This window comes from Leisingera sp. NJS204 (assembly GCF_004123675.1).
Taxonomy (GTDB): domain Bacteria; phylum Pseudomonadota; class Alphaproteobacteria; order Rhodobacterales; family Rhodobacteraceae; genus Leisingera.
The window spans coordinates 3,725,732-3,745,115 of the sequence record NZ_CP035417.1; the positions used below are offsets into that span (position 1 = coordinate 3,725,732).

Genomic DNA, 19,384 nt, shown 5'->3' on the forward strand with positions numbered 1-19,384 from the left:
AAAAGGTAGCTGACATGCCGCACATCACGCTGGACTACTCGGCCAACATGGAGGCGCGCAGTGATATCGCCGCCCTGTGCACCCACCTGCGGCAGGCTGCAGCGGCCACCGGCGTGTTCCCTCTGGCGGGCCTCCGGGTCCGGGCTTTTGCGGCCAATCATGTCTCAATCGCCGACGGCGATCCGCAGCATGGATATATCGACATCTCCATCCGGCTGCGGGCCGGCCGCGATCTGGAAACCCGCAAACGCGCCGCCCAGACGGTATTTGACGCGGCCCGCACCTTCCTCGAACCAGCAATGCAGCAGCATTCCATCGCGCTGTCGCTGGAGATGCGCAACATCGACCCTGAGCTTTCCCCGAAATGCGGCACCATCCGCGACCACATGCAAAAGGCGGACCAGTGATGAGCGATCTGACCTCCAACATCGAAACGCTGAGCGGCCATCTGGCCCGCTACCGCGAGGCCGGAATTCAGAACCTGATCGGCGGTGAAAGCCGCTCCGCAATCTCTGGCGCCAGTTTTGCAACCACCTCACCGGTGGATGAAAGCCTGATCTGCTCCGTCGCCAAAGGCGGTGCCGAGGATATTGATGCAGCCGCAATTGCCGCCAAGGAGGCCTTCCCGGCTTGGCGCGACATGCCGGCGCTTGAGCGCAAGAAGATCCTGCACCGCATCGCCGACCTGATCGTGGAACGCGCCGGGGAAATCGCGCTCTGCGAATGCTGGGACACCGGCCAAGCCTTGCGTTTCATGTCCAAGGCAGCGCTGCGCGGCGCCGAAAACTTCCGCTTTTTTGCCGACAAATCCATCACCGCCCGCGACGGCCAGCAGCTGCAATCGCCAACGCTGATGAATGTAACCACCCGGGTGCCGATCGGCCCGGTAGGCGTGATCACCCCCTGGAACACGCCCTTCATGCTGTCGACCTGGAAGATCGCACCTGCCCTGGCGGCCGGCTGCACCGTGGTCCATAAACCGGCTGAGTTCTCCCCCCTCACCGCCCGCATCCTGGCCGAAATCGCCCATGAGGCCGGCCTGCCGCCGGGCGTCTGGAACCTGGTGAACGGCTTTGGCGAAGACGCCGGCAAGGCGCTCACCGAACACAAGGACATCAAAGCCATCGCCTTTGTCGGTGAATCTAAAACCGGCTCGATGATCATGAAACAGGGTGCCGACACCCTGAAACGGATGCATTTCGAACTGGGCGGCAAGAACCCGGTGGTTGTCTTTGAGGATGCCGATCTCGACCGCGCGCTGGATGCGGCTATCTTCATGATCTATTCACTGAATGGCGAGCGCTGCACCTCTTCCTCGCGCCTCCTTGTGCAAGAGAGCATCTCGGAGGAATTCGAGGCCAAACTCATCAAGCGCGTCAACAGCATCAAGGTCGGCCACCCATTGGATCCCGCCACCGAAGTCGGCCCGCTGATCCACAAGGTGCATTTCGACAAGGTGACCTCCTATTTCGAGACCGCCAAACGGGACGGCGCCACCATCGCCGCCGGCGGCACCCGCGCCGGAGACAAGGGATGGTTCGTCCGCCCAACGCTTTTCACAAACGCCAGCAACGATATGACCATCGCGCAGGAGGAAATCTTTGGCCCGGTCCTCACAGCGATCCGCTTCAAAGACGAAGACGAGGCTCTGACACTGGCCAATGATACTCAATACGGGCTCACCAGCTATGTCTGGACCAACGACCTGACCCGCGCCCTGCGCTTCACAGGCGCGCTGGAGGCGGGGATGATCTGGGTGAACTCGGAAAACGTGCGCCACCTGCCGACCCCTTTTGGCGGCGTCAAATCCAGCGGCATCGGCCGCGACGGCGGCGACTGGAGTTTCGAGTTCTACATGGAACAGAAACACGTTGGCTTTGCCCTGGGCCACCACAAGATACCGCGCCTCGGCGCCTGACCCGTGCTTCTTTCTGGTCTCAAATACCCCGGGGAGCGCGAGGGGCCGGCCCCTCGCTCCCGCCCGCTACTGCAAGTGAAAGGTTCAAAACATGCCCGTCCCCGCCCCGAACCTCTATCCGCCCTTCAACATCGTGCGGCTGTCCCATGTGGAATATGCCGTCACCGGCCTCGCCGCCTCCCGCGCCTTCTATGTGGACACGCTCGGCCTGCAGGTAACGCATGAGGACGACAGCCGCATCTACTTGCGTGCGATGGAGGAACGCGGCCACCACTGCATCGTGCTGGTCAAGGCAGACGCGGCCTCCGTGGGCGTTTTGGGCTTCAAGCTCTATGACGAACCGGACCTGGATAAAGCAGCCGAATTCTTCGCCTCCAAGGACCTGCCGGTTGAGTGGGTGGACCGCCCCCATATGGGCCGCACTTTGCGTACCCGCGATCCTTGGGGCATCCCGCTGGAGTTCTATGTCAAAATGGATCGCCTGGAGCCGATCCATCAGCAATACAGGCTCTACAACGGGGTAAAACCGCTCCGCATCGACCATTTCAACATGTTCTCAGCGGATGTGGATGCCTCCGTCGCCTTCTATAACGAGATGGGTTTCCGCGTGACTGAGTTCACCGAGGATGACGACAGCGGCAAGATCTGGGCCGCCTGGATGCACCGCAAGGGCGGCGTGCATGACGTCGCCTTCACCAATGGCCTTGGCCCCCGTCTGCACCACACCGCCTTCTGGGTACCGAACCCCTTGAATATCATCGACCTGCTCGACCTGATGTCGACCACCGGCTATGTGGAAAACATTGAGCGCGGCCCCGGCCGCCACGGCATCTCCAACGCCTTCTTCCTTTATGTGCGCGACCCCGACGGCCACCGGATCGAGATCTACTGCTCCGATTACCAGACCGTCGATCCGGACCTGGAGCCGATCAAATGGTCGCTCACCGATCCCCAGCGCCAGACCCTCTGGGGCGCCCCGGCGCCGCGCAGCTGGTTTGAGGAAGGCTCCGTCTTCGAAGGCACCACCCCGAAACCCAGCGCCTTGAATGCCCAGCCGATTATTGCACCCTGATGAAAAGGATCGCGCCCGGCCCCTAGCCGGGCACACTCCCATAAGAACAAGGTAAGAAAAATGAAATGGGATGAATTCTCCGAATGGGGCCGCCGGGTCGCGGATTGGACGCAGGATTACCACCTCACTGTCGGCGACCGCCCGGTGCGGGCCCGAACCGAGCCCGGCCAAGTGCTGAACGCCCTGCCCCAAACCCCGCCTGAGGGTGGCGAGGGGATGGAGATGATCTTCCGCGATTTCGAGGATATCGTGATGCCCGGCATCACCCACTGGCAGCACCCCCGCTTCTTTGCCTATTTCACCTCCAACGCCGCCGCGCCTTCGGTACTGGCGGAATTCCTCGCCTCCGCCATCGCGCCCCAATGCATGCTGTGGCAGACCTCTCCGGCAGCGACCGAAATGGAAACCCGGATGATGGACTGGCTGCGCCAAGCGCTGGACCTGCCGGACCAGTTCAGGGGCGTCATTCAGGACTCCGCCTCTTCCGCCACTCTTGCCGCCGTCCTGACCATGCGGGAAAAAGCGCTGAACTGGCAGGGCAACAGCCAGGGCCTGTTCGGTCAGAAAGCGCTGCGCATCTACTGCTCGTCGGAGGTCCACACCTCCATCGACCGCGCCATCTGGGTCGCCGGCATAGGCCAGCAGAACCTGATCCGCATCCCCATCAAGGGCGACTGGCGCGGCATGGACCCGGACGCGCTGGAGGCCGCCATCCAATCCGACCTCGCCGCAGGACACCAGCCCGCCGGCGTCATCCTCTGCGTTGGCGGCACCGGCGTTGGTGCCACTGACCCTGTCGACAAGGTGCTGAATGTAGCCCAAAAATACAGCCTCTACACCCATGTCGACGCCGCCTGGGCCGGCTCCGCCATGATCTGCCCCGAATACCGCCACTACTGGCCGGGGGTGGAGCGCGCCGACAGTATCGTCTTCAACCCGCATAAATGGCTGGGGGTGCAATTCGACTGCTCCGCCCATTTCCTGAAGAACCCGGATGACCTGGTGCAAACCCTGGCGATCAGCCCGGAATACCTCAAGACTCACGGCCATGACGGCATCATCAACTATTCCGAATGGTCGGTGCCGCTGGGCCGCCGCTTCCGCGCTCTCAAGATCTGGTTCCTGATCCGCACCTACGGGCTTGAGGGCCTGCGCCAGCGCCTGCGCAACCACATCACCTGGTCCAACCAGTTGCACAAAAAACTCAAGTTAGAGCCGGATTTTCAGATCACCACCCCGCCAATGTGGTCGCTCTGGTCCTTCCGCTATTCGCCTGAAGGCGCAGCAGACCTCGACGAACTGAACCTCGCATTGGTCAATGCCATCAACGACGACGGCCGCATCTACCTGACCCAGACCCGCCTCGACGGTCAGCTGGTGATCCGCTTCCAGGCGGGCCAGTTTGAAACCACCGAAGCAGACGTGATGATGGTCTTCGATGTTATCACCGAAATCGCGAGGAGCCTGCAGTGACGCGCTTTGCCACCTATACCGCCAATGGAGAGACTTTCTATGGCGCGGTGACAGATACCGGCATGATCGCCCTGTCTCCGCAGTTCCCCGAGTGGCCCACCCTGCGCGAGGTGATCACCGCCCAAGGCCTGCCCGAACTGGCAAAGGCCGCCGCAGGCAAACCCGCCACCCACACGGATTTCACCTATGACATCCCCATCCCCACCCCGGAAAAGATCATCTGCGTTGGCGTCAACTTTCCGGACCGCAACGCGGAATACAAGGACGGCTCATCCCAGCCCAAGCACATGTCCCTGTTTCCCCGCTTCCCGCGCTCCTTCACCGGGGCAGAACGCCCGCTGATCCGCCCGCCGGAAAACCACACCCTGGACTACGAGGGCGAGGTCGCCGTGGTGATCGGCAAACCCGGCCGCCGGATCCAACCGGAGGACGCGTACGATCATATTGCGGCTCTAACACTGACGAATGAGGGCACCATCCGCGACTGGGTGCGCCACGCCAAGTTCAACGTGACGCAAGGCAAGAACTGGGACAATTCCGGCTCTATCGGGCCGTGGCTGGTGCCCTTCACCGATGCCGCCCAGCTGGATGAGGCCCGCATCATCACCCGCGTGAACGGCGAGATTCGCCAGGATGACACCCTGAGCCGGATGATGTTCCCGATCCGCGAGGAGATCGCTTATATCTCCACCTTCACCACGCTGCAGCCCGGCGACGTGATCATCACCGGCACCCCCACCGGCGCAGGCGCCCGCTTCGACCCGCCAAAATACCTAGTGCCCGGCGACGTGGTCGAGGTTGAGGTCGAGGGCATCGGAACCTTGCGCAACACTGTCGCGGATGAGTTCGGCGAGGCCGAAACATGACCCCCGAGCAGCATCAGGAAGCCGCCAAAGCCCTGCTAAAAGCCGAGAAAACCGGCCAGCAATGCGGCCTGCTTTCGCTCGCCTATCCCGGCATGACGCTGGACGATGCTTATGCTGTGCAACAGGCTCTAATACGGCAAAAACTGGCCTCCGGCCGCAAGAAAATCGGCTGGAAAATCGGCCTCACCAGCCGCGCCATGCAGCAGGCGCTGAACATCACAACGCCCGACAGCGGCGTGCTGCTGGACGATATGGCGTTTCAGAACGGCGCCACCGTCCCCGCTGGCCGCTTCATCCAGCCGCGGGTGGAGGCGGAGATCGCCTTCATAATGAAATCCCCCCTCGCGGGCGCCGATTGCACCCGCGCGGACGTACTGGGCGCAACAGACTATGTGGCGCCCTCGCTGGAGATCCTCGACACCCGCATCCTGCGCGCGGACCCGGCAACCGGCAAGGCCCGCATCATCACCGACACCATCAGCGACAACGCCGCCAATGCAGGCGTCGTGCTTGGGGCAGAGCGCCACGCAGTGGACGGCCACGACCTGCGCTGGGTTGGTGCCATCGCCGCCCGCAACGGCACGGTCGAGGAAACCGGCCTTGGCGCCGGCGTTCTGAATGATCCCGTCACCTCGGTCCTGTGGCTGGCGCGGCGGATGGCGGAATATGGACAACAGATCGAGGCCGGGGATATCGTGCTGTCAGGCTCTTTCATCCGCCCCATAGAATGCCCGCCGGGTACGGAAATCACCGCTGATTTCGGCCCCTTCGGCACCGCATCCATCAACTTCGCCTGACAGGAGCCCCCGCCCATGCCCGCGCCCAAGAACACCTTCAAACAGGCTCTATCACAGGGCAAACGCCAGATCGGCTGCTGGATGAGCTTTGCCGACGGCCAGATCGCCGAGATCATGGGCACCTGCGGCTTTGACTGGCTGGTGATCGACGGCGAGCATGCACCCAACGACATCCGCTCGATCCGCGATCAGCTGATGGCGCTGGCGGCCTCCCCCAGCCACCCGGTGGTGCGGGTGCCGGTGGGGGAGACCTGGATGATCAAGCAGGTTCTGGATGCCGGTGCGCAGACGGTGCTGGTGCCGATTGTCGAAAGCGCCGATCAGGCCCGCGAGCTGGTCCGCGCCTGCCACTACCCGCCCAAGGGCCTGCGGGGCGTCGGCGCCACGGCAGCCCGTGCCACCATGTTCGGCACTGTCAGCGAGTACATCCAGACCGCCGACCAGGAGGTCTGCCTGCTGGTCCAGGTGGAAAACCGCGCCGGGATGGCCGCGCTGGACGAGATCCTTCAGGTCGAGGGCATCGATGGCGTCTTCATCGGCCCGGCGGATCTGTCCACCGACATGGGCCACCAGGGCAACTCCGCCCATCCGGAGGTGCGCGCGGCAATTGCCGATGCCATCACCCGCATCAAGGCCGCAGGCCTCGCCCCCGGCATCCTCGGCACCACCGATGAGGCCACCCGGGCCTATGCAGATATGGGCGCGCAGTTCCTGGCGGTCGGAATCGACGTCATGGTGCTGGCCCGCAACGCCCGCGATCTGGCCGCCAAGTGGAAGGCAGAATAAGCCTGCACCACCTTTAGAAGGCGAAGCTCTCCCGCGCCCGCCCGCCGCCCTGGCAATGCCAGAGCAGCGGCAGCGGCCTTGGGCGTGGCACCGCGCCATGTGCGGTGCCACGCCCAACGGGAGGAAGGCATTTTCAATGCCTGACGACGGGCGGGAGTTTCCCGCTGCCATCAGGCGCGCCAATATCAGCGCAGCACCATGTCCTCGGGCCAGTTCAGCGTGGTGTCCAACCGGATGGTCCGGCTCTCCCCCGCCCCAAGCTCCATGTCCCAGGCCAGGATGCCGCGCTGCTTCTCGACGTTTTCTGCCGTAGGCTGCGGTCTCGCACTCCACTTGATCTCCAGATCATCCTGCTGCGAATAGGGCACCTGGTCCAAAACACGCAAAGGCCAGTCCTGCCCTGTAAGGTTCTCCACCATGATCTCGACCTTCTGCACCTGCGCGTTGCTGCGCGAGATCAGCCCCTGTTCCCCCTCGCTCTGCCGCAGCACATCGCGGCGCAGCTGCAAGCCTTCGATCGGGCCGAATCCCGCCTTCATCTCCGCACCTGGTGCCAGCCCGGCAAAATTCCCGACAGTGATCAGCTTACCGTCAACGAAACGCGGCACCTCATCCGAGGCCAGCAGCTGCTCGCCGAAACTGTTGGTGAACGTCACCACCCGGTAGGCGGTTTCATCCCGCGAAGGAACCGCAACCGCGGTCAATTCAGCCGCAGCGGACAGGCTGTCCATTTCCAGCCGGAGCAAATCCGCGCCGGAAGAAATCGAAACCGGCAGCTCAAACCTGTAGGTCGCAGCCGCACCGCCCAGGTCAACTCCCCATCCGCCACGGGCTTCCTGCGCAATGGCAGGCGCCTCAAGCGCCGGCTCGGCAAATGCAGACATTTCCGCCACGTCCAGACCAAGTGATTTCCGAGCGCGGGGAGGCTCTGGTTCTTCAATCCGGCGCAGCCACGGATTCAAAGCCGACGGGCTGCCCTGACCGAATGGCACCGCAGTTGACAGGGTCAATGCCACATCCCGCCAGTTCTCGCCGGTATCCTGAACCAGCACAACCGCGCGTTTCAGGGTAACCTCAGCCGCATCCCCAGTGCTGAGATGCATTTCATAAGACGGCTGCCAGCCGATATTGCCGCCGCCAGCGGTGAAATAGCTAAGCATTACCGTGCCTTCGCCCGCCTGCTCTGCCTCAACGTCCACCGCAATGTACAGCCGGTCCCGGTCCTCCAGCGTGATTGCCGCCAGCGCCGCGCGGGCCGCTGCCAGGTCTTCGTCCAGCGCTTCCAGACGCAGCTCAATCCGGCGGGCCCCGGCTTCAGCCTCCACGGCAGCCTGGCTGGCCTTACCGGCCTCGCGGGAGATCATCCGCGCAATTTCGCTCAAAGCCGATGCATTCGCCTGGGCCAGGCCCTCATTGCCGCCAAGCTGCTGCAGGAACCCGATTGAGGCCTCAGCCGCCAGTATCCCGGCGCGGGCGCCCGCAGCCTCATCCCGGACCGAGGCAACCTGGGCCTCCAGCTCGCGGATCCGTGCTTCGGCGGCCTCAATCTCCGGGTCGTCCGCATCCCGCGGCGGCACGTAATCCTCGCGCAGTAAAGTGGCGATGCGGCGGGCGCCGGTGATTTCAACTTGCAGAGTCTCCAGCAGCGCAGACTTCGGCACATTCTGCAGGATCAGACGGTGCCGCCCTTCAGGCAGCGAGACGGCAGCGCGCCGGGTCACCTCGGCAAGGCCGGGATAAAGGGTCACTTCGGACACCCGGCTGCTGACGGGAACGGTATCGGCCGCAACAGCAGATGCCGCAGCCTGAACAAATGAACAAACGGCAAAAGCCATCAAGGAAATTCTCATTGGCATCTCTCAATCAATCAAGATGGCGGGCCGGAACTGCCCGCCTGATGCCAAACCTACCCTTCAGCCTGCGGCGTGGCCAGCACGCTCAGGCACCATGCGCGGCGGCCTGCTGCGGCTGCGACGGGCCAAAACGCAGCTCCAGTTCATCTGTGTCGATCCCCAGATCCTCGCAAGAGGAGATCGCCGCCAGGCTCAAGGCGTCATAGACCCACAGATCCCCTTCACGCATCCGCAGGCAAATGCCCTTGCGGCGCAGGCCCCTGCACAGGGTGAACCAGTCGCCGGAGGCGGCGAAATCCGCCGCCAGCTGCTGCCGCAACTCTGCCGCGGATGCGCAGTTCAGCTTGGGCTGCGCCGGAACAGCCGCCATAGCGCCAAAAGGCAGAGTTGCGGAAACGGGGGCGGCGCGGCTGAAATCCTGCAGTGCGATCATGGCTTTGGTCCTTAAGTCTGCTGTTGTTCCTGTCTCCCTCAACCTACCGGAGCGGCCTGCCGCCGGGCAGCCGTGCAAAAGAAAAGGGGCTGCCTCTTGCGAAGCAGCCCCCTCACCAAAAGGATATAAGGCTTAGCCTTTTTTCAGAACCTCACGGCCCAAAAGCTCGGCAATCTGCACCGCGTTCAGGGCCGCGCCCTTGCGCAGGTTGTCGCTGACGCACCACAGGTTCAGGCCGTTCTCGATGGTCGAGTCCTGACGGATCCGGCTGATGAAAGTGGCGAAATCACCCACACATTCGATCGGGGTCACGTAGCCGCCGGCCTCCCGCTTGTCGATCACCATGACGCCCGGCGCCTCGCGCAGGATGTCGCGGGCTTCGTCCTCGTCCAAGAACTCCTCGAACTCGATGTTCACGGCTTCCGAGTGTCCGACAAACACCGGCACACGGACACAGGTTGCGGTGACCTTGATCGCCGGATCGACGATCTTTTTGGTCTCCACCACCATCTTCCACTCTTCTTTGGTGGTGCCGTCTTCCATGAAAACGTCGATCTGCGGGATGACGTTAAAGGCAATCTGCTTCTGGAATTTATTCGGCGGCACATCAGAGGTCGGATTATAGATCGACTTGGTCTGGTCCCACAGCTCGTCGGCGCCCTCTTTGCCTGCGCCTGACACCGACTGATAGGTCGAGACGACAACGCGCTTGATCTTGGCGCGGTCATGCAGCGGCTTCAGCGCCACAACCATCTGCGCGGTCGAGCAGTTGGGGTTGGCGATGATGTTTTTCTTGGCGTAACCGTGAATCGCTTCCGGGTTCACCTCGGGCACGATCAGCGGAATGTCCGGATCGTAGCGGTAGAGCGACGAGTTATCGATCACGGTGCAGCCTGCGGCAGCGGCCTTGGGCGCGTAATCCTTGGTCGCGGCGGACCCCACGGCAAACAGCGCCATGTCCCAGCCGGTGAAATCAAAGGTGTCCAGATCCTGGGTCTTCAGTGTCTTATCGCCAAAGCTGACTTCGGTGCCGAGAGATTTGCGGCTGGCCAGCACAGCGATCTCATCCACAGGGAACTGGCGCTCGGCCAGGATGTTCAGCATTTCGCGGCCCACGTTGCCAGTGGCGCCAACGACGACGATGCGGTAACCCATTTGTCTGTTTCTCCAGTAATACCCGGCCCCATGGCCGGCGCCGGAGTGATAATCCCTCTGGGGACAAGTTTAAAGTCCCGGATCAGTCCATGCTGTCCCGGCTGAACAGATAAATTGCGCATCCCAACGCCAGACAGACCAAAAAGAAGGCGAAAATCCCCGTATAGGGCAAAGATGGGTCCGCTCCGGCCATTTTCACATGGATACGGCCAGTGGCAAATTGCATGATTCCCGCGCCGCCGATGCCAAACAGGTTGAGCAGCGTAACACCCCGCCCGGCCAGATGCGGCGGCACAAAGGCCCGGCCATGCGCCATGATTACCGGAAAAGAAGCGCCAAAGAAGCCGACCACCGCCATCATCGCAACCGGCACCCAGACCGGCGCGCCCGCTGCCAGGATCAGCCCGCCCAGTGCCGCACAGCTTAATACATTGCCCCCCAGGATCACCCATTTGCGGCTGCCCAGCACCCGGTCCAGCGGCCCATAGGCAAAGGTGCCGGTAATCATCGCCGCCCCCATTACCAGCGTCGCCAGCCCCACAGCTTGGGTGCTGAGCCCGTAAATGTCGTTCAGATACGGCCCGATCCACAACCCCCGCAGCGCGCCGGAGGGCGCATAGGACACCAGCATCAGCGGAAAGATCGCCCACATCACCGGCATCTTCAGCAGATCCAGCACCGATCCCTTGTGCTCGCCATCCGGCTTGTCGGGGTCTGAAACGGTCAGGAATATTCCCGCCGCCACCGCCACGGAAACAACTGCCAGCCCTGCCAAGGTCTCGCGCCAGCCGAACAGATCCACCGCCAGCGCCGTCGGGTAAGAGGCCACCAGATTGCCGGCCGATCCCACCCCCAGCATCAGCGCTGCCAAGGTGGCAAAGCGTGCAGGCGGGTACTGGCGCGCAAAAATGTAGTACGAGGCCATCAGCACCGGCGAACAGCCGATACCGATCAGAAACATCGCGATACTGACATGCAAGGGCCCGGTGGCCGCGGCAAACAGCGCCGCTCCGCCGCCGCCGCCCAAAAGCAGCAGCAGCGCTGCAGTCCGGCGCGGCCCCGCATGGTCCAATGCCCAGCCCACCGGCAGCTGCATTGCGGCAAAGGACAGGAACCACATGCCCGAGGCAAAGGCGAGATCATCCGGCGCCGCGCCAATGTCCTGCCCCAGGACACTGGACAGCACCGCCAGGAAAGCACGGAAAAACTGGCTCAGCACATAAGCCAGGCACAATAAGACCAATCCTGCCTGCATTTCCTGTCCCCCCGGTTTGCCGTTTCCGCGGCACAGCTTGCATGTTTGGCCCCGGCACACAATTCGTTTAGGTAGGAACAGCAGGTCACTGGGACGGGATACTGGGGCGGGAATGGAATGACGACAGACACTTTCTATTCCGGCCTGCCAAGCACCCGGTCTTTCGACAGCCTTGCCGCGCCAGAGGCCTTTGTGCCGCTGCCGCCGGACTGGCACCTGTGCTGCACCGATATCGTGAACTCTACCGGGCTGGCGGCTGCGGGCCGCTATAAGACCGTCAATATGATCGGCGCCGCGGTGATCGCCGCCATGCGCAACGCGCTTGAGGGTGAGGCTTTCCCCTATGTTTTCGGCGGTGACGGCGCCTCATTTGCGGTGCCGCCCCGGCACAAGGACACCGCCAAACAGGTGCTGGCAGGTCTGCGCAGCTGGACTGAATCGGAATTCGGCGTCAGCCTGCGGGCTGCGATGCTGCCGATGGGCTGGATCCGCGCCGAGGGGCTGGACGTCCGGATTGCCCGCTATGCCGTGTCGGAACACGCGGATTTCGCCATGTTCAACGGCGGCGGGCTGGCCTGGGCCGAGGCGCAGATGAAGGCCGGCGCCTTCGAAGTGCCCGCCGCCCCGCACGCCGCCGCCCCGGACCTCGACGGCTTGTCCTGCCGCTGGAGCAACACTCCGGCGCGCAATGGCATTATCCTGTCGGTGGTTGCCCAGCCCGCGCCGGGCACCAGCCCGCGGGCCTTTGCCCGGCTCTCGGCAGAATTGCTGGATTTGGCCTCTGAACTTGCCGAAGACGGCCACCCGGTACCCGATTCCGGCCCCAAATTGCGCTTTCCGCCCTCCGGCCTGGCTTTGGAAGCCCAGGCGTCCCGCGGTAAATTGCCGGTGATTTTGCGGAAGTTTTATCTTTTCTCACACAGCCTCTTTGCCGGGCTGATCTTCGCCTTGAAACGCCCCGCGGGCGCCTTTGACCCGGTGCATTACCTATCGGTTCTCAAAGCCCATTCCGATTTTCGCAAATTTGATGACGGGCTGAAGATGACACTGGATTGCACACCGGCCATCAGCACCCGGATCCGCGACCGTTTGCAACAGGCCGCCGGGGCGGGGCTGGTGCATTTCGGCCTGCACGAACAGGACGCCGCCATGGTCACCTGCATCGTGCCCTCGCCGGTAGAGGACGACCACGTCCACTTTGTTGATGGGGCCGGCGGCGGCTATACGCAAGCAGCCGCCAATCTGGCGGCTGCTTTTGGAGACGGCAAAAATCCGGCATGACGTCAGACAGGCGCAAACGCGCCCGTCTTGGGATCATAACATTCCAGACCGCCCTCGCCGATATCGGTCCACAGGCCATGCAGGCTCAGCTGTCCGGCCTTCACCGACGATTCGATAAAGGGAAAGGTCATCAGGTTTTCCAATGAGGCAACAACAGCTTGGCGCTCAAACTGGCGCGCTTGCAGGTCTGGATCCTCAATACCTGCGACGCCTTCGAACTTGGGCTTCAGAATATCCATCCAGCGGCCGACAAAACTGGTCTTTTCCTCCAGCTGCGGCGCGTTGCCCTTGCACATGTCGATACAGCCCTGCACGCCGCCGCACTGTGAATGGCCCAGCACGATCAGATGCGACACCTTCAGCGCGGTCACCGCGTATTCCACTGCAGCCGAGGTGCCGTGGTGATCGCCATCCGGTGCAAACGGCGGCACCAGATTGGCAATATTGCGGTGAATAAAGAACTCGCCCTGGTCGGCGCCGAAGATCGACGTCACATGCACCCGGCTGTCACAGCAGGAAATCACCATGGCCCGCGGACGCTGGCCTTCGGTCGCCAGGCGGCGGTACCAGCCCTGGTTTTCCTCATATGATGTGGCTTTCCAGCCGTGATAGCGGGTCACCAGATAACTGGGGAGAGGTTTGGCAAAGTCCATTGTCGAATCCTCCGATCGTTGCACGTTGCCGGACGTGTTACTCTGCATTGTCCGCAAATTCGAGCGATTTGAGCCCCCCTTCAGAAACCTTTTGAAAACTTGTGGGCTTCAAATTGGCAGTTGTGCCGTGGGGGCACATAGAATTTGGGTGAATGTGGTGGCCAATATACTAACAGTAATACGCTCTGAAACAGTACGCTTGGATCCGGACAAACTCTCCGCGCTGTATGAGCAGCTCGGAGAAACCGGCGCCGAAGATGTGGTGTGCCGGGCGGTCGAAGAAATGGCTGTCCGCCTGACGCATTGCGAGCGTCTGTGGCGGCAGAATGACATGATCAACCTGCGCAAAAGTGCGCGGTCGCTGATTGCGATTGCCGATCAGATCGGCATGACGGCGCTGGCAGCCATTGCCAGGGATGCGACGGTGGCCATTGATGCCGGGGACGCTCCGGCGGTTGCCGCGATCCTGTTCCGGCTGATGCGGGTGGGCGAACGCTCGCTGACCGCGGTCTGGGACCAGCAGGACATGACGATCTGATATTTCCGCGGCCTGCAGGGCTTGCAGGCGGCGCTGCGGCGGCTACTCTGGTGCATCCTTATTGATCCGCTACCGGAGTATGCCCATGCCGCCCGTCTTTGCCGCGTCCAGCCCGGACGCCTGTCCAGTGCATGTTATCGCAAGCGACGCTTTTGACAGCTGGCTTTCAGGCCAGCCGCAGCGCGTTCAGGCATGGGTTTCGGCACAGGGTTTTACCGGCACTTGCGGTCAGGCCGTCACGGTGCCAGGCGCAGATGGCAAGATTGAGATGGCCCTGGCCGGCTTTGGCAGCGCCGCCCAGCGCGCGCGCCGCCGTTTCGTGCTGGCCGAGGCCGCCGCGAAACTGCCCGACGGGACGTACCGGATCGCCTCCGGCCTGCCGGAAGAAGCTGCTGCCACCGAAACGCTGGGCTGGTTGCTGACCGCCTACCGCTTTGACCGGTATAAGAAAAGCACGGTACAGACCGCTGCACTGGTTGCGCCGGAAGGCCTTGAGGCGGGCGCCGTAGAATCACTGGCTGCCGCCGAATGTCTGACCCGCGATCTGATCAACACGCCTGCCTCTGACATGGGCCCGCCAGATCTTCAGGCTGCTGCCGAAGCTCTGGCCGGGGAGTTTGGCGCCAGCTGTTCTGTGATCACCGGCGCGGATCTGCTGGACCAGAATTTCCCGCTCATCCACACCGTGGGCCGCGCCTCGGACCGCGCACCGCGGCTGATCGATATCGGTTGGGGCACGTCCGGCCCCCGGCTCACCCTGGTGGGCAAGGGCGTCTGTTTCGACACCGGCGGGCTGAACCTTAAACCCGGCAGCAGCATGGCACTGATGAAAAAGGACATGGGCGGCGCAGCCAATGTGCTGGGGCTGGCGCGGATGATCATGGCCGCCGGGCTGCCACTGCAGTTGCGGGTGCTTATTCCAGCAGTGGAAAATGCCGTGTCCGGCTCCGCCTTCCGCCCCGGCGATGTGCTGATGTCCCGCAAGGGGCTGACGATTGAGAACAACAACACCGACGCCGAGGGCCGCCTGGTGTTGGCCGACGCGCTGGCGCTCGCAGCCGAGGACACGCCGGATCTGCTGATCTCCATGGCCACCCTCACAGGGGCTGCCCGTGTGGCCGTCGGCCCGGACCTCTCCCCCTTCTATACAGGCAATGATGCAGATGCCGCCGCGCTGGCAGCCAGTGCGGCACGCACTGCCGACCCGGTCTGGCGGATGCCGTTCCATGACCCTTACGAGGCCATGATCGAACCCGGCATCGCCGATCTGGACAATGCGCCGTCTGGCGGTTTTGCAGGCTCGATCACCGCCGCGCTGTTCCTGCGCCGTTTCGCCGGAGACACCCGCTATATGCATTTCGACATCTACGGCTGGACCCCCAGCGCCGCCCCCGGGCGGCCCAAGGGCGGTGCCTTGCAGGGCGCCCGCGCGCTGTTTGCCGCCCTGCCGGACATGCTGGAGCTTTAGCAGCATGACCGACCGCCGCCGCACTCCCATGAACTCCCGCATCGCCGCCGTGCATCTGGCGGATGTTTCCGCCGATCTGGAACCCGTGGAGGGCACCGCCGCCCGCATCGGCGTGCCGGTTGCAGACCTCTTGCGCACACCGGACGGCGCCCGCGACCGCCAGCTTGTCTATGGCGAGCCGGTGACCGTCTACGAGGACCGGCAGGGCTGGTCATTCCTGCAAGCGGCCAAGGATTCCTACGTCGGATATGTGCCCGGCACTGCCCTCACGGCGCCGTTTGAAGCCACCCATTGGGTCAGCGCCCCGGCGACCCACAGCTATTCGGCGGATGACTTCAAATCGCCGGAGACACAGGCGCTTAGCCACGGCAGCCGGGTGCAGGTTTTGGGCGGCACCGGGCGGTTTCTTGAAACCGGCTTGGGGTTCATTCCCGCCCGCCACCTGTCGCCGTTGGGCACCCACGCTGCTGATCCGGTGGCGGTGGCCGAATTGTTTCTCGGCACGCCCTACCTCTGGGGCGGCAACAGCCGGTTCGGCATCGACTGCTCCGGCCTGGTGCAAGCGGCTCTGCTGGCCTGCGGCACGGCCTGCCCCGGCGACAGCAATATGCAGGAAGCAGAGTTGGGTGAACCCGCCCCTGATACAGACTACCAGCGCGGCGATCTGCTGTTCTGGAAGGGCCATGTCGCCATGGTGCGGGACGCGGAAACCCTGATCCACGCCAATGCCCACGATATGGCGGTGGCGATCGAATCCATCGGCACGGCAATCAAACGCATTCAAGCCCAGGGCGACGGCCCGGTCACCGGGCACAAACGGCTGGCTTAATCCGCATCAGCAGCCCCAGGCGGCAAAAATCTTGCAAGATTATTGACCGGAAAATTTGAATTTTCCGGCCCGCGCGCGGCTGCAACCCTCCCGTCAATCAACGGACCGGATCAGCTTGCGTTCCAGCACGCGCAGAACGGTTTTCAGATCCGCCCCGCGCTTCAGAATATGCCCATCCATACCGACCACCGAATACTGCCCTTGCCGCACCCGCAGCTTGGGGCGCTTTTCGATCCGGTAAAGCGGGTGCTCTGCCGTACGCCGGAAAACGGAGAAAACTGCCAGGTCACGCAGGGAGGCAATGCCGTAATCGCGCCACTCCCCCGCGGCAACCATCCGCCCATAGAGGGATAGAATGACCGACAATTCCCGCCGGTCGAACGCGACTTGCTGAGGGTAGGGAGATCCGGGAAAAGGCTGCACCTGATCAAAGCTCATAGGTTAAAGGTTGCGCCGTTTCCGGGGCAAATCAAGGTTTATCCCCTTCGAATTTTCGTGTGATGCAGAAGGCGCACAGGCTCTGCCTCCTGTTTTCAGCCCGCTCCGGCCTGCCTCAGGCCGCCACCAGACCACCGCAGCTAAGACCCAGAATCTGCTCCAGCGCGCGTGCTCCCGGCGCTGTCAGCACCAGCCCGCGCTTGTGCCGGTGGCGTTTGACCCAGCCGCTGTCCAGTGCGTGATCCAGGATCAGCCGCCCCATCGGCCCCGCCACATGCAGCTTGCGCTCGGTCCAGTCCAGACAGGGCCGGGCAAAGGGCTGGCGGCCCGGTTTCTCAGGCAGAACAACCCCAAGTTTCAGCCATTCCCCGGCCGGAATAGCGCGAAAGGCGCCGTGTTCCTCGCGCAGCATCCCGCGGTCCAGAAGTGCGCGGGTCATCGCCACAGCCAAAGGCCCGGCCAAATGGTCATAGCAGCTGCGCACCTGTGCCAGATCCCCCGCCTTGCGCCGCTGCGCGCGGTGCAGGCTGTCCGCAGGCGCAATCGCCGCCAGCTGCTCCAGCGCATGGGCCACCTCCGGCCCGGCCAGCCGGTGATAGACACAGCGGCCGCGTTTTTCGGCCACCACCAGCCCGGCATCCTGCAGCAGCCGCAAATGCGCCGAGGCGGTTTGCGGCGTCACCCTGGCCGCCGCCGCCAGTTCCTTGTTGGTATAGGCACGCCCCTCCATCAGCTCGCACAGCATCTGCGTGCGGCTGGCATCGCTGATGGCCTGGCCCAGAATGTCGAAACGCGGTGTGATCATGCCCTTACCCTAAGCGGTTCCTGCAGGCAGGCCCAAGCAAAACCCTTCGCTGCGCATCGAACTGTCCGGCCCGTCACGCAAACGACCCATGACAGAACCAGCCCGGCGACAGCGCACCGCCATGGGCAAAGAACAGCCACAGCCGTTCACCGCTGCGGGTCACAACCACCCAGTAATCGCGCACGCCGCTGCGCCAGTTCGGATCCTCCAGCCACCATTCCGGGGCTATCCGCTCAGGGCCCTCCGCCGCCGCCGGCTCCCAGTTGCGCCCCCGCCAGCGGAAACGCTCCGGCACCTCAGGCCGCTCTGGCGCATGGACCAGCTCGGGCTGCCAGATCAGCAGCGGGCGCGGACGGGGCGGGCGCGGCCAGTCCCCGGCGGCAGGCTCAGACCAGGCTGCCGCCTGCACGGTGAAGGTCTTTTCCGGAATGTGGCTCTCTGCCGGGTGGCAGCGGGTGATGGCCTCCAGCCCCAGCCGCGCGCCAAGGCGGCCGATCAGATCCTCCAGCGCCGCGCCATCCTCCTGCCGCGCCTGCACCGCAGCACCCGCCTGCATATGGCCCGCGGGGGTGCGGGCGTGGATCGCTTCGGCCTGCAGCACCTCCAGCCGCAGCATATCGATGCCATAGCCTGCATCGATCTGTTCCAGCTTCATCTCCAGCAGCGGGCGGATGCGGTCCGGCGCGCGGCTGGCACGGGCCAGGCCCAGGGTCACGGTCTCCATCGCCTGATCGCAGCGGTGCGCCTCCAGCCGCAGCACCCGCGCGCCCTTGCCCCGCGCCTCCAGCCGGGCGCAGAGCCTGGGCAGCATCCGGTCAATGCCTGCCAGCAGATCTTCCATCAGACCGATCGGCTCCGGCAGGGTCAGCCGCACCGCAAAGCGATCCGGGCTGCGCGCGGGCGAGACCGGTTCCGGCGCGCTGCCCATCGCCTGATCCAGCCGCAAGACCAGCCCGCGCCCGAACCGGCGCGCCAGGCCGGCCCGCGGCTGACCCAGCAGGTCGCCAATCCGGCGAAGCCCCAGCCGGTTCAGCTGCGCCACCGTGGCATTGTCCAGCCGCAGCGCCGCCACCGGCAGCGGGGCAAGCGCGCCGTAAGCCTGCCCAGGCCCGGCAATCCGCCCCATCTGCGGCGGCGGCGCCTGCACCTGCGGCGCGGCGCCGCCGCGGGTCCAGTGGCGGCGCTTGGCGCTTTGCCCCGGCGTGCGTTTCTGCGCCCGGGCCCGGGTCGCGCGGGCCTCCTGATCAATGGCATCGCCCGAGCGGTCCGGCACGGCGTCCTCCCCCGCATAACGCGCCAGCGCCCAAGCCGCGCCCAGGGTATCCGCCAGCCCCATCTGCACACTGAGACCCATCTCCGCGCAATCGCGCCCCGCCGTCTCCATCAGCACCGCCTCGCTGCCGAACAGATGCGCGCAGCCGGTAAGGTCAAGGATCAGCCCGTCCTCCCCGGCTTCTGCCACCCAGGGGCTGAACTTCCCGGCCCAGCGCCTGAGGGCGGCCAGGAACGCCGCCTCCGCCGCCCGGTTGCGCGGCCGCACCACCAGCGCCGCACACATCGCATGGGCATCGCGCAACGGCTGGCCCGGCTGCAAACCTTCCGCCGAAGCCGCCGTGTTTAACGCGGAAATAACCTGGGTGTTGGACACTTCTTCGGCAACGGCCAGCGGCCCGGCAATACCGCCGCGCTTTGCCCGCATGATACGTTCGGCGCCAAGGCGCGGAAACCAAAGCGATAAGATGCGGCGATGGGGCATGGGCAGAT

Annotated in this window: 19 protein-coding genes; 11 read left to right on the top strand and 8 right to left on the bottom strand. The window is 64.0% G+C overall.

The genetic code is table 11. From position 1 onward, the window contains the following. The first annotated feature begins 14 nt into the window (after positions 1-14). From ETW24_RS18100 to ETW24_RS18130, 7 genes are all read left to right on the top strand, one after another. Positions 15-407, top strand: a complete 393-nt coding sequence (locus ETW24_RS18100) for a 5-carboxymethyl-2-hydroxymuconate Delta-isomerase (RefSeq protein WP_129372329.1) — start codon at positions 15-17, stop codon at positions 405-407. Next, complete coding sequence (gene hpaE, locus ETW24_RS18105) at positions 407-1,918, top strand: 5-carboxymethyl-2-hydroxymuconate semialdehyde dehydrogenase (RefSeq protein ID WP_129372330.1); 1,512 nt, start codon at positions 407-409, stop codon at positions 1,916-1,918. The genes ETW24_RS18100 and hpaE overlap by 1 nt, the downstream gene beginning before the upstream one ends. Before the next feature lie 91 nt (positions 1,919-2,009). After that, on the top strand, positions 2,010-2,990 hold the full coding sequence (gene hpaD, locus ETW24_RS18110) for a 3,4-dihydroxyphenylacetate 2,3-dioxygenase (protein ID WP_129372331.1): 981 nt from the start codon (positions 2,010-2,012) through the stop codon (positions 2,988-2,990). 60 nt (positions 2,991-3,050) lie between these two features. Beyond that, positions 3,051-4,463 (top strand): pyridoxal phosphate-dependent decarboxylase family protein, encoded by a 1,413-nt coding sequence (locus ETW24_RS18115; protein WP_129372332.1) that lies wholly within the window; start codon positions 3,051-3,053, stop codon positions 4,461-4,463. Next, complete coding sequence (locus ETW24_RS18120) at positions 4,460-5,329, top strand: fumarylacetoacetate hydrolase family protein (RefSeq protein WP_129372333.1); 870 nt, start codon at positions 4,460-4,462, stop codon at positions 5,327-5,329. Before ETW24_RS18115 ends, ETW24_RS18120 begins: the two co-directional genes overlap by 4 nt. Further along, positions 5,326-6,126 carry a 2-oxo-hept-4-ene-1,7-dioate hydratase gene (gene hpaH / locus ETW24_RS18125; RefSeq protein WP_129372334.1) on the top strand — a complete coding sequence of 267 codons (801 nt, stop codon included), beginning with the start codon at positions 5,326-5,328 and terminating at the stop codon, positions 6,124-6,126. The genes ETW24_RS18120 and hpaH overlap by 4 nt, the downstream gene beginning before the upstream one ends. Before the next feature lie 15 nt (positions 6,127-6,141). After that, positions 6,142-6,912 (top strand): aldolase/citrate lyase family protein, encoded by a 771-nt coding sequence (locus tag ETW24_RS18130; RefSeq protein WP_129372335.1) that lies wholly within the window; start codon positions 6,142-6,144, stop codon positions 6,910-6,912. Between the two features lie 185 nt (positions 6,913-7,097). Here the strand turns inward: ETW24_RS18130 and ETW24_RS18135 are convergent, their stop codons facing one another. The 4 genes from ETW24_RS18135 to ETW24_RS18150 form a co-directional block, all read right to left on the bottom strand. Next, a complete protein-coding gene (locus tag ETW24_RS18135) occupies positions 7,098-8,747 on the bottom strand; it encodes a DUF4139 domain-containing protein (RefSeq protein ID WP_129372336.1) in 1,650 nt (549 codons plus the stop codon). 103 nt (positions 8,748-8,850) lie between these two features. Beyond that, positions 8,851-9,198: a hypothetical protein gene (locus tag ETW24_RS18140; RefSeq protein WP_129372337.1), complete on the bottom strand. Its 348-nt coding sequence runs from the start codon at positions 9,196-9,198 to the stop codon at positions 8,851-8,853. Between the two features lie 132 nt (positions 9,199-9,330). Continuing rightward, positions 9,331-10,353: an aspartate-semialdehyde dehydrogenase gene (locus tag ETW24_RS18145; protein WP_129372338.1), complete on the bottom strand. Its 1,023-nt coding sequence runs from the start codon at positions 10,351-10,353 to the stop codon at positions 9,331-9,333. 82 nt (positions 10,354-10,435) lie between these two features. Continuing rightward, the gene (locus ETW24_RS18150; RefSeq protein ID WP_129372339.1) at positions 10,436-11,608 is read right to left on the bottom strand and encodes an MFS transporter; all 1,173 of its coding nucleotides are present in this window, start codon (positions 11,606-11,608) and stop codon (positions 10,436-10,438) included. 117 nt (positions 11,609-11,725) lie between these two features. On the opposite strand from ETW24_RS18150, the gene ETW24_RS18155 reads away from it, so the two are divergent. After that, complete coding sequence (locus tag ETW24_RS18155) at positions 11,726-12,889, top strand: DUF3095 domain-containing protein (protein WP_129372340.1); 1,164 nt, start codon at positions 11,726-11,728, stop codon at positions 12,887-12,889. Between the two features lie 2 nt (positions 12,890-12,891). Here ETW24_RS18155 and ETW24_RS18160 read toward each other — a convergent pair whose 3' ends face one another. Next, positions 12,892-13,542, bottom strand: a complete 651-nt coding sequence (locus ETW24_RS18160; protein WP_129372341.1) for a carbonic anhydrase — start codon at positions 13,540-13,542, stop codon at positions 12,892-12,894. 157 nt (positions 13,543-13,699) lie between these two features. Here ETW24_RS18160 and ETW24_RS18165 point away from each other — a divergent pair, with 157 nt between their 5' ends. The 3 genes from ETW24_RS18165 to ETW24_RS18175 all read left to right on the top strand — a co-directional run bounded on the left by ETW24_RS18165 (position 13,700) and on the right by ETW24_RS18175 (position 16,377). Further along, positions 13,700-14,080: a hypothetical protein gene (locus ETW24_RS18165; protein WP_254695647.1), complete on the top strand. Its 381-nt coding sequence runs from the start codon at positions 13,700-13,702 to the stop codon at positions 14,078-14,080. A gap of 85 nt (positions 14,081-14,165) precedes the next feature. Then, complete coding sequence (locus ETW24_RS18170; protein ID WP_129372343.1) at positions 14,166-15,548, top strand: leucyl aminopeptidase family protein; 1,383 nt, start codon at positions 14,166-14,168, stop codon at positions 15,546-15,548. Between the two features lie 4 nt (positions 15,549-15,552). After that, a complete protein-coding gene (locus tag ETW24_RS18175) occupies positions 15,553-16,377 on the top strand; it encodes a C40 family peptidase (RefSeq protein ID WP_129372344.1) in 825 nt (274 codons plus the stop codon). Positions 16,378-16,470: 93 nt separating this feature from the next. Here the strand turns inward: ETW24_RS18175 and ETW24_RS18180 are convergent, their stop codons facing one another. The 3 genes from ETW24_RS18180 to ETW24_RS18190 all read right to left on the bottom strand — a co-directional run bounded on the left by ETW24_RS18180 (position 16,471) and on the right by ETW24_RS18190 (position 19,376). Then, on the bottom strand, positions 16,471-16,815 hold the full coding sequence (locus ETW24_RS18180; protein WP_129372345.1) for a DUF2794 domain-containing protein: 345 nt from the start codon (positions 16,813-16,815) through the stop codon (positions 16,471-16,473). A 115-nt stretch (positions 16,816-16,930) separates the two neighbouring features. Further along, the gene (locus tag ETW24_RS18185) at positions 16,931-17,620 is read right to left on the bottom strand and encodes an ArsR/SmtB family transcription factor (protein WP_129372346.1); all 690 of its coding nucleotides are present in this window, start codon (positions 17,618-17,620) and stop codon (positions 16,931-16,933) included. A 73-nt stretch (positions 17,621-17,693) separates the two neighbouring features. Beyond that, on the bottom strand, positions 17,694-19,376 hold the full coding sequence (locus ETW24_RS18190; protein ID WP_129372347.1) for a Y-family DNA polymerase: 1,683 nt from the start codon (positions 19,374-19,376) through the stop codon (positions 17,694-17,696). Positions 19,377-19,384 lie beyond the last annotated feature (8 nt).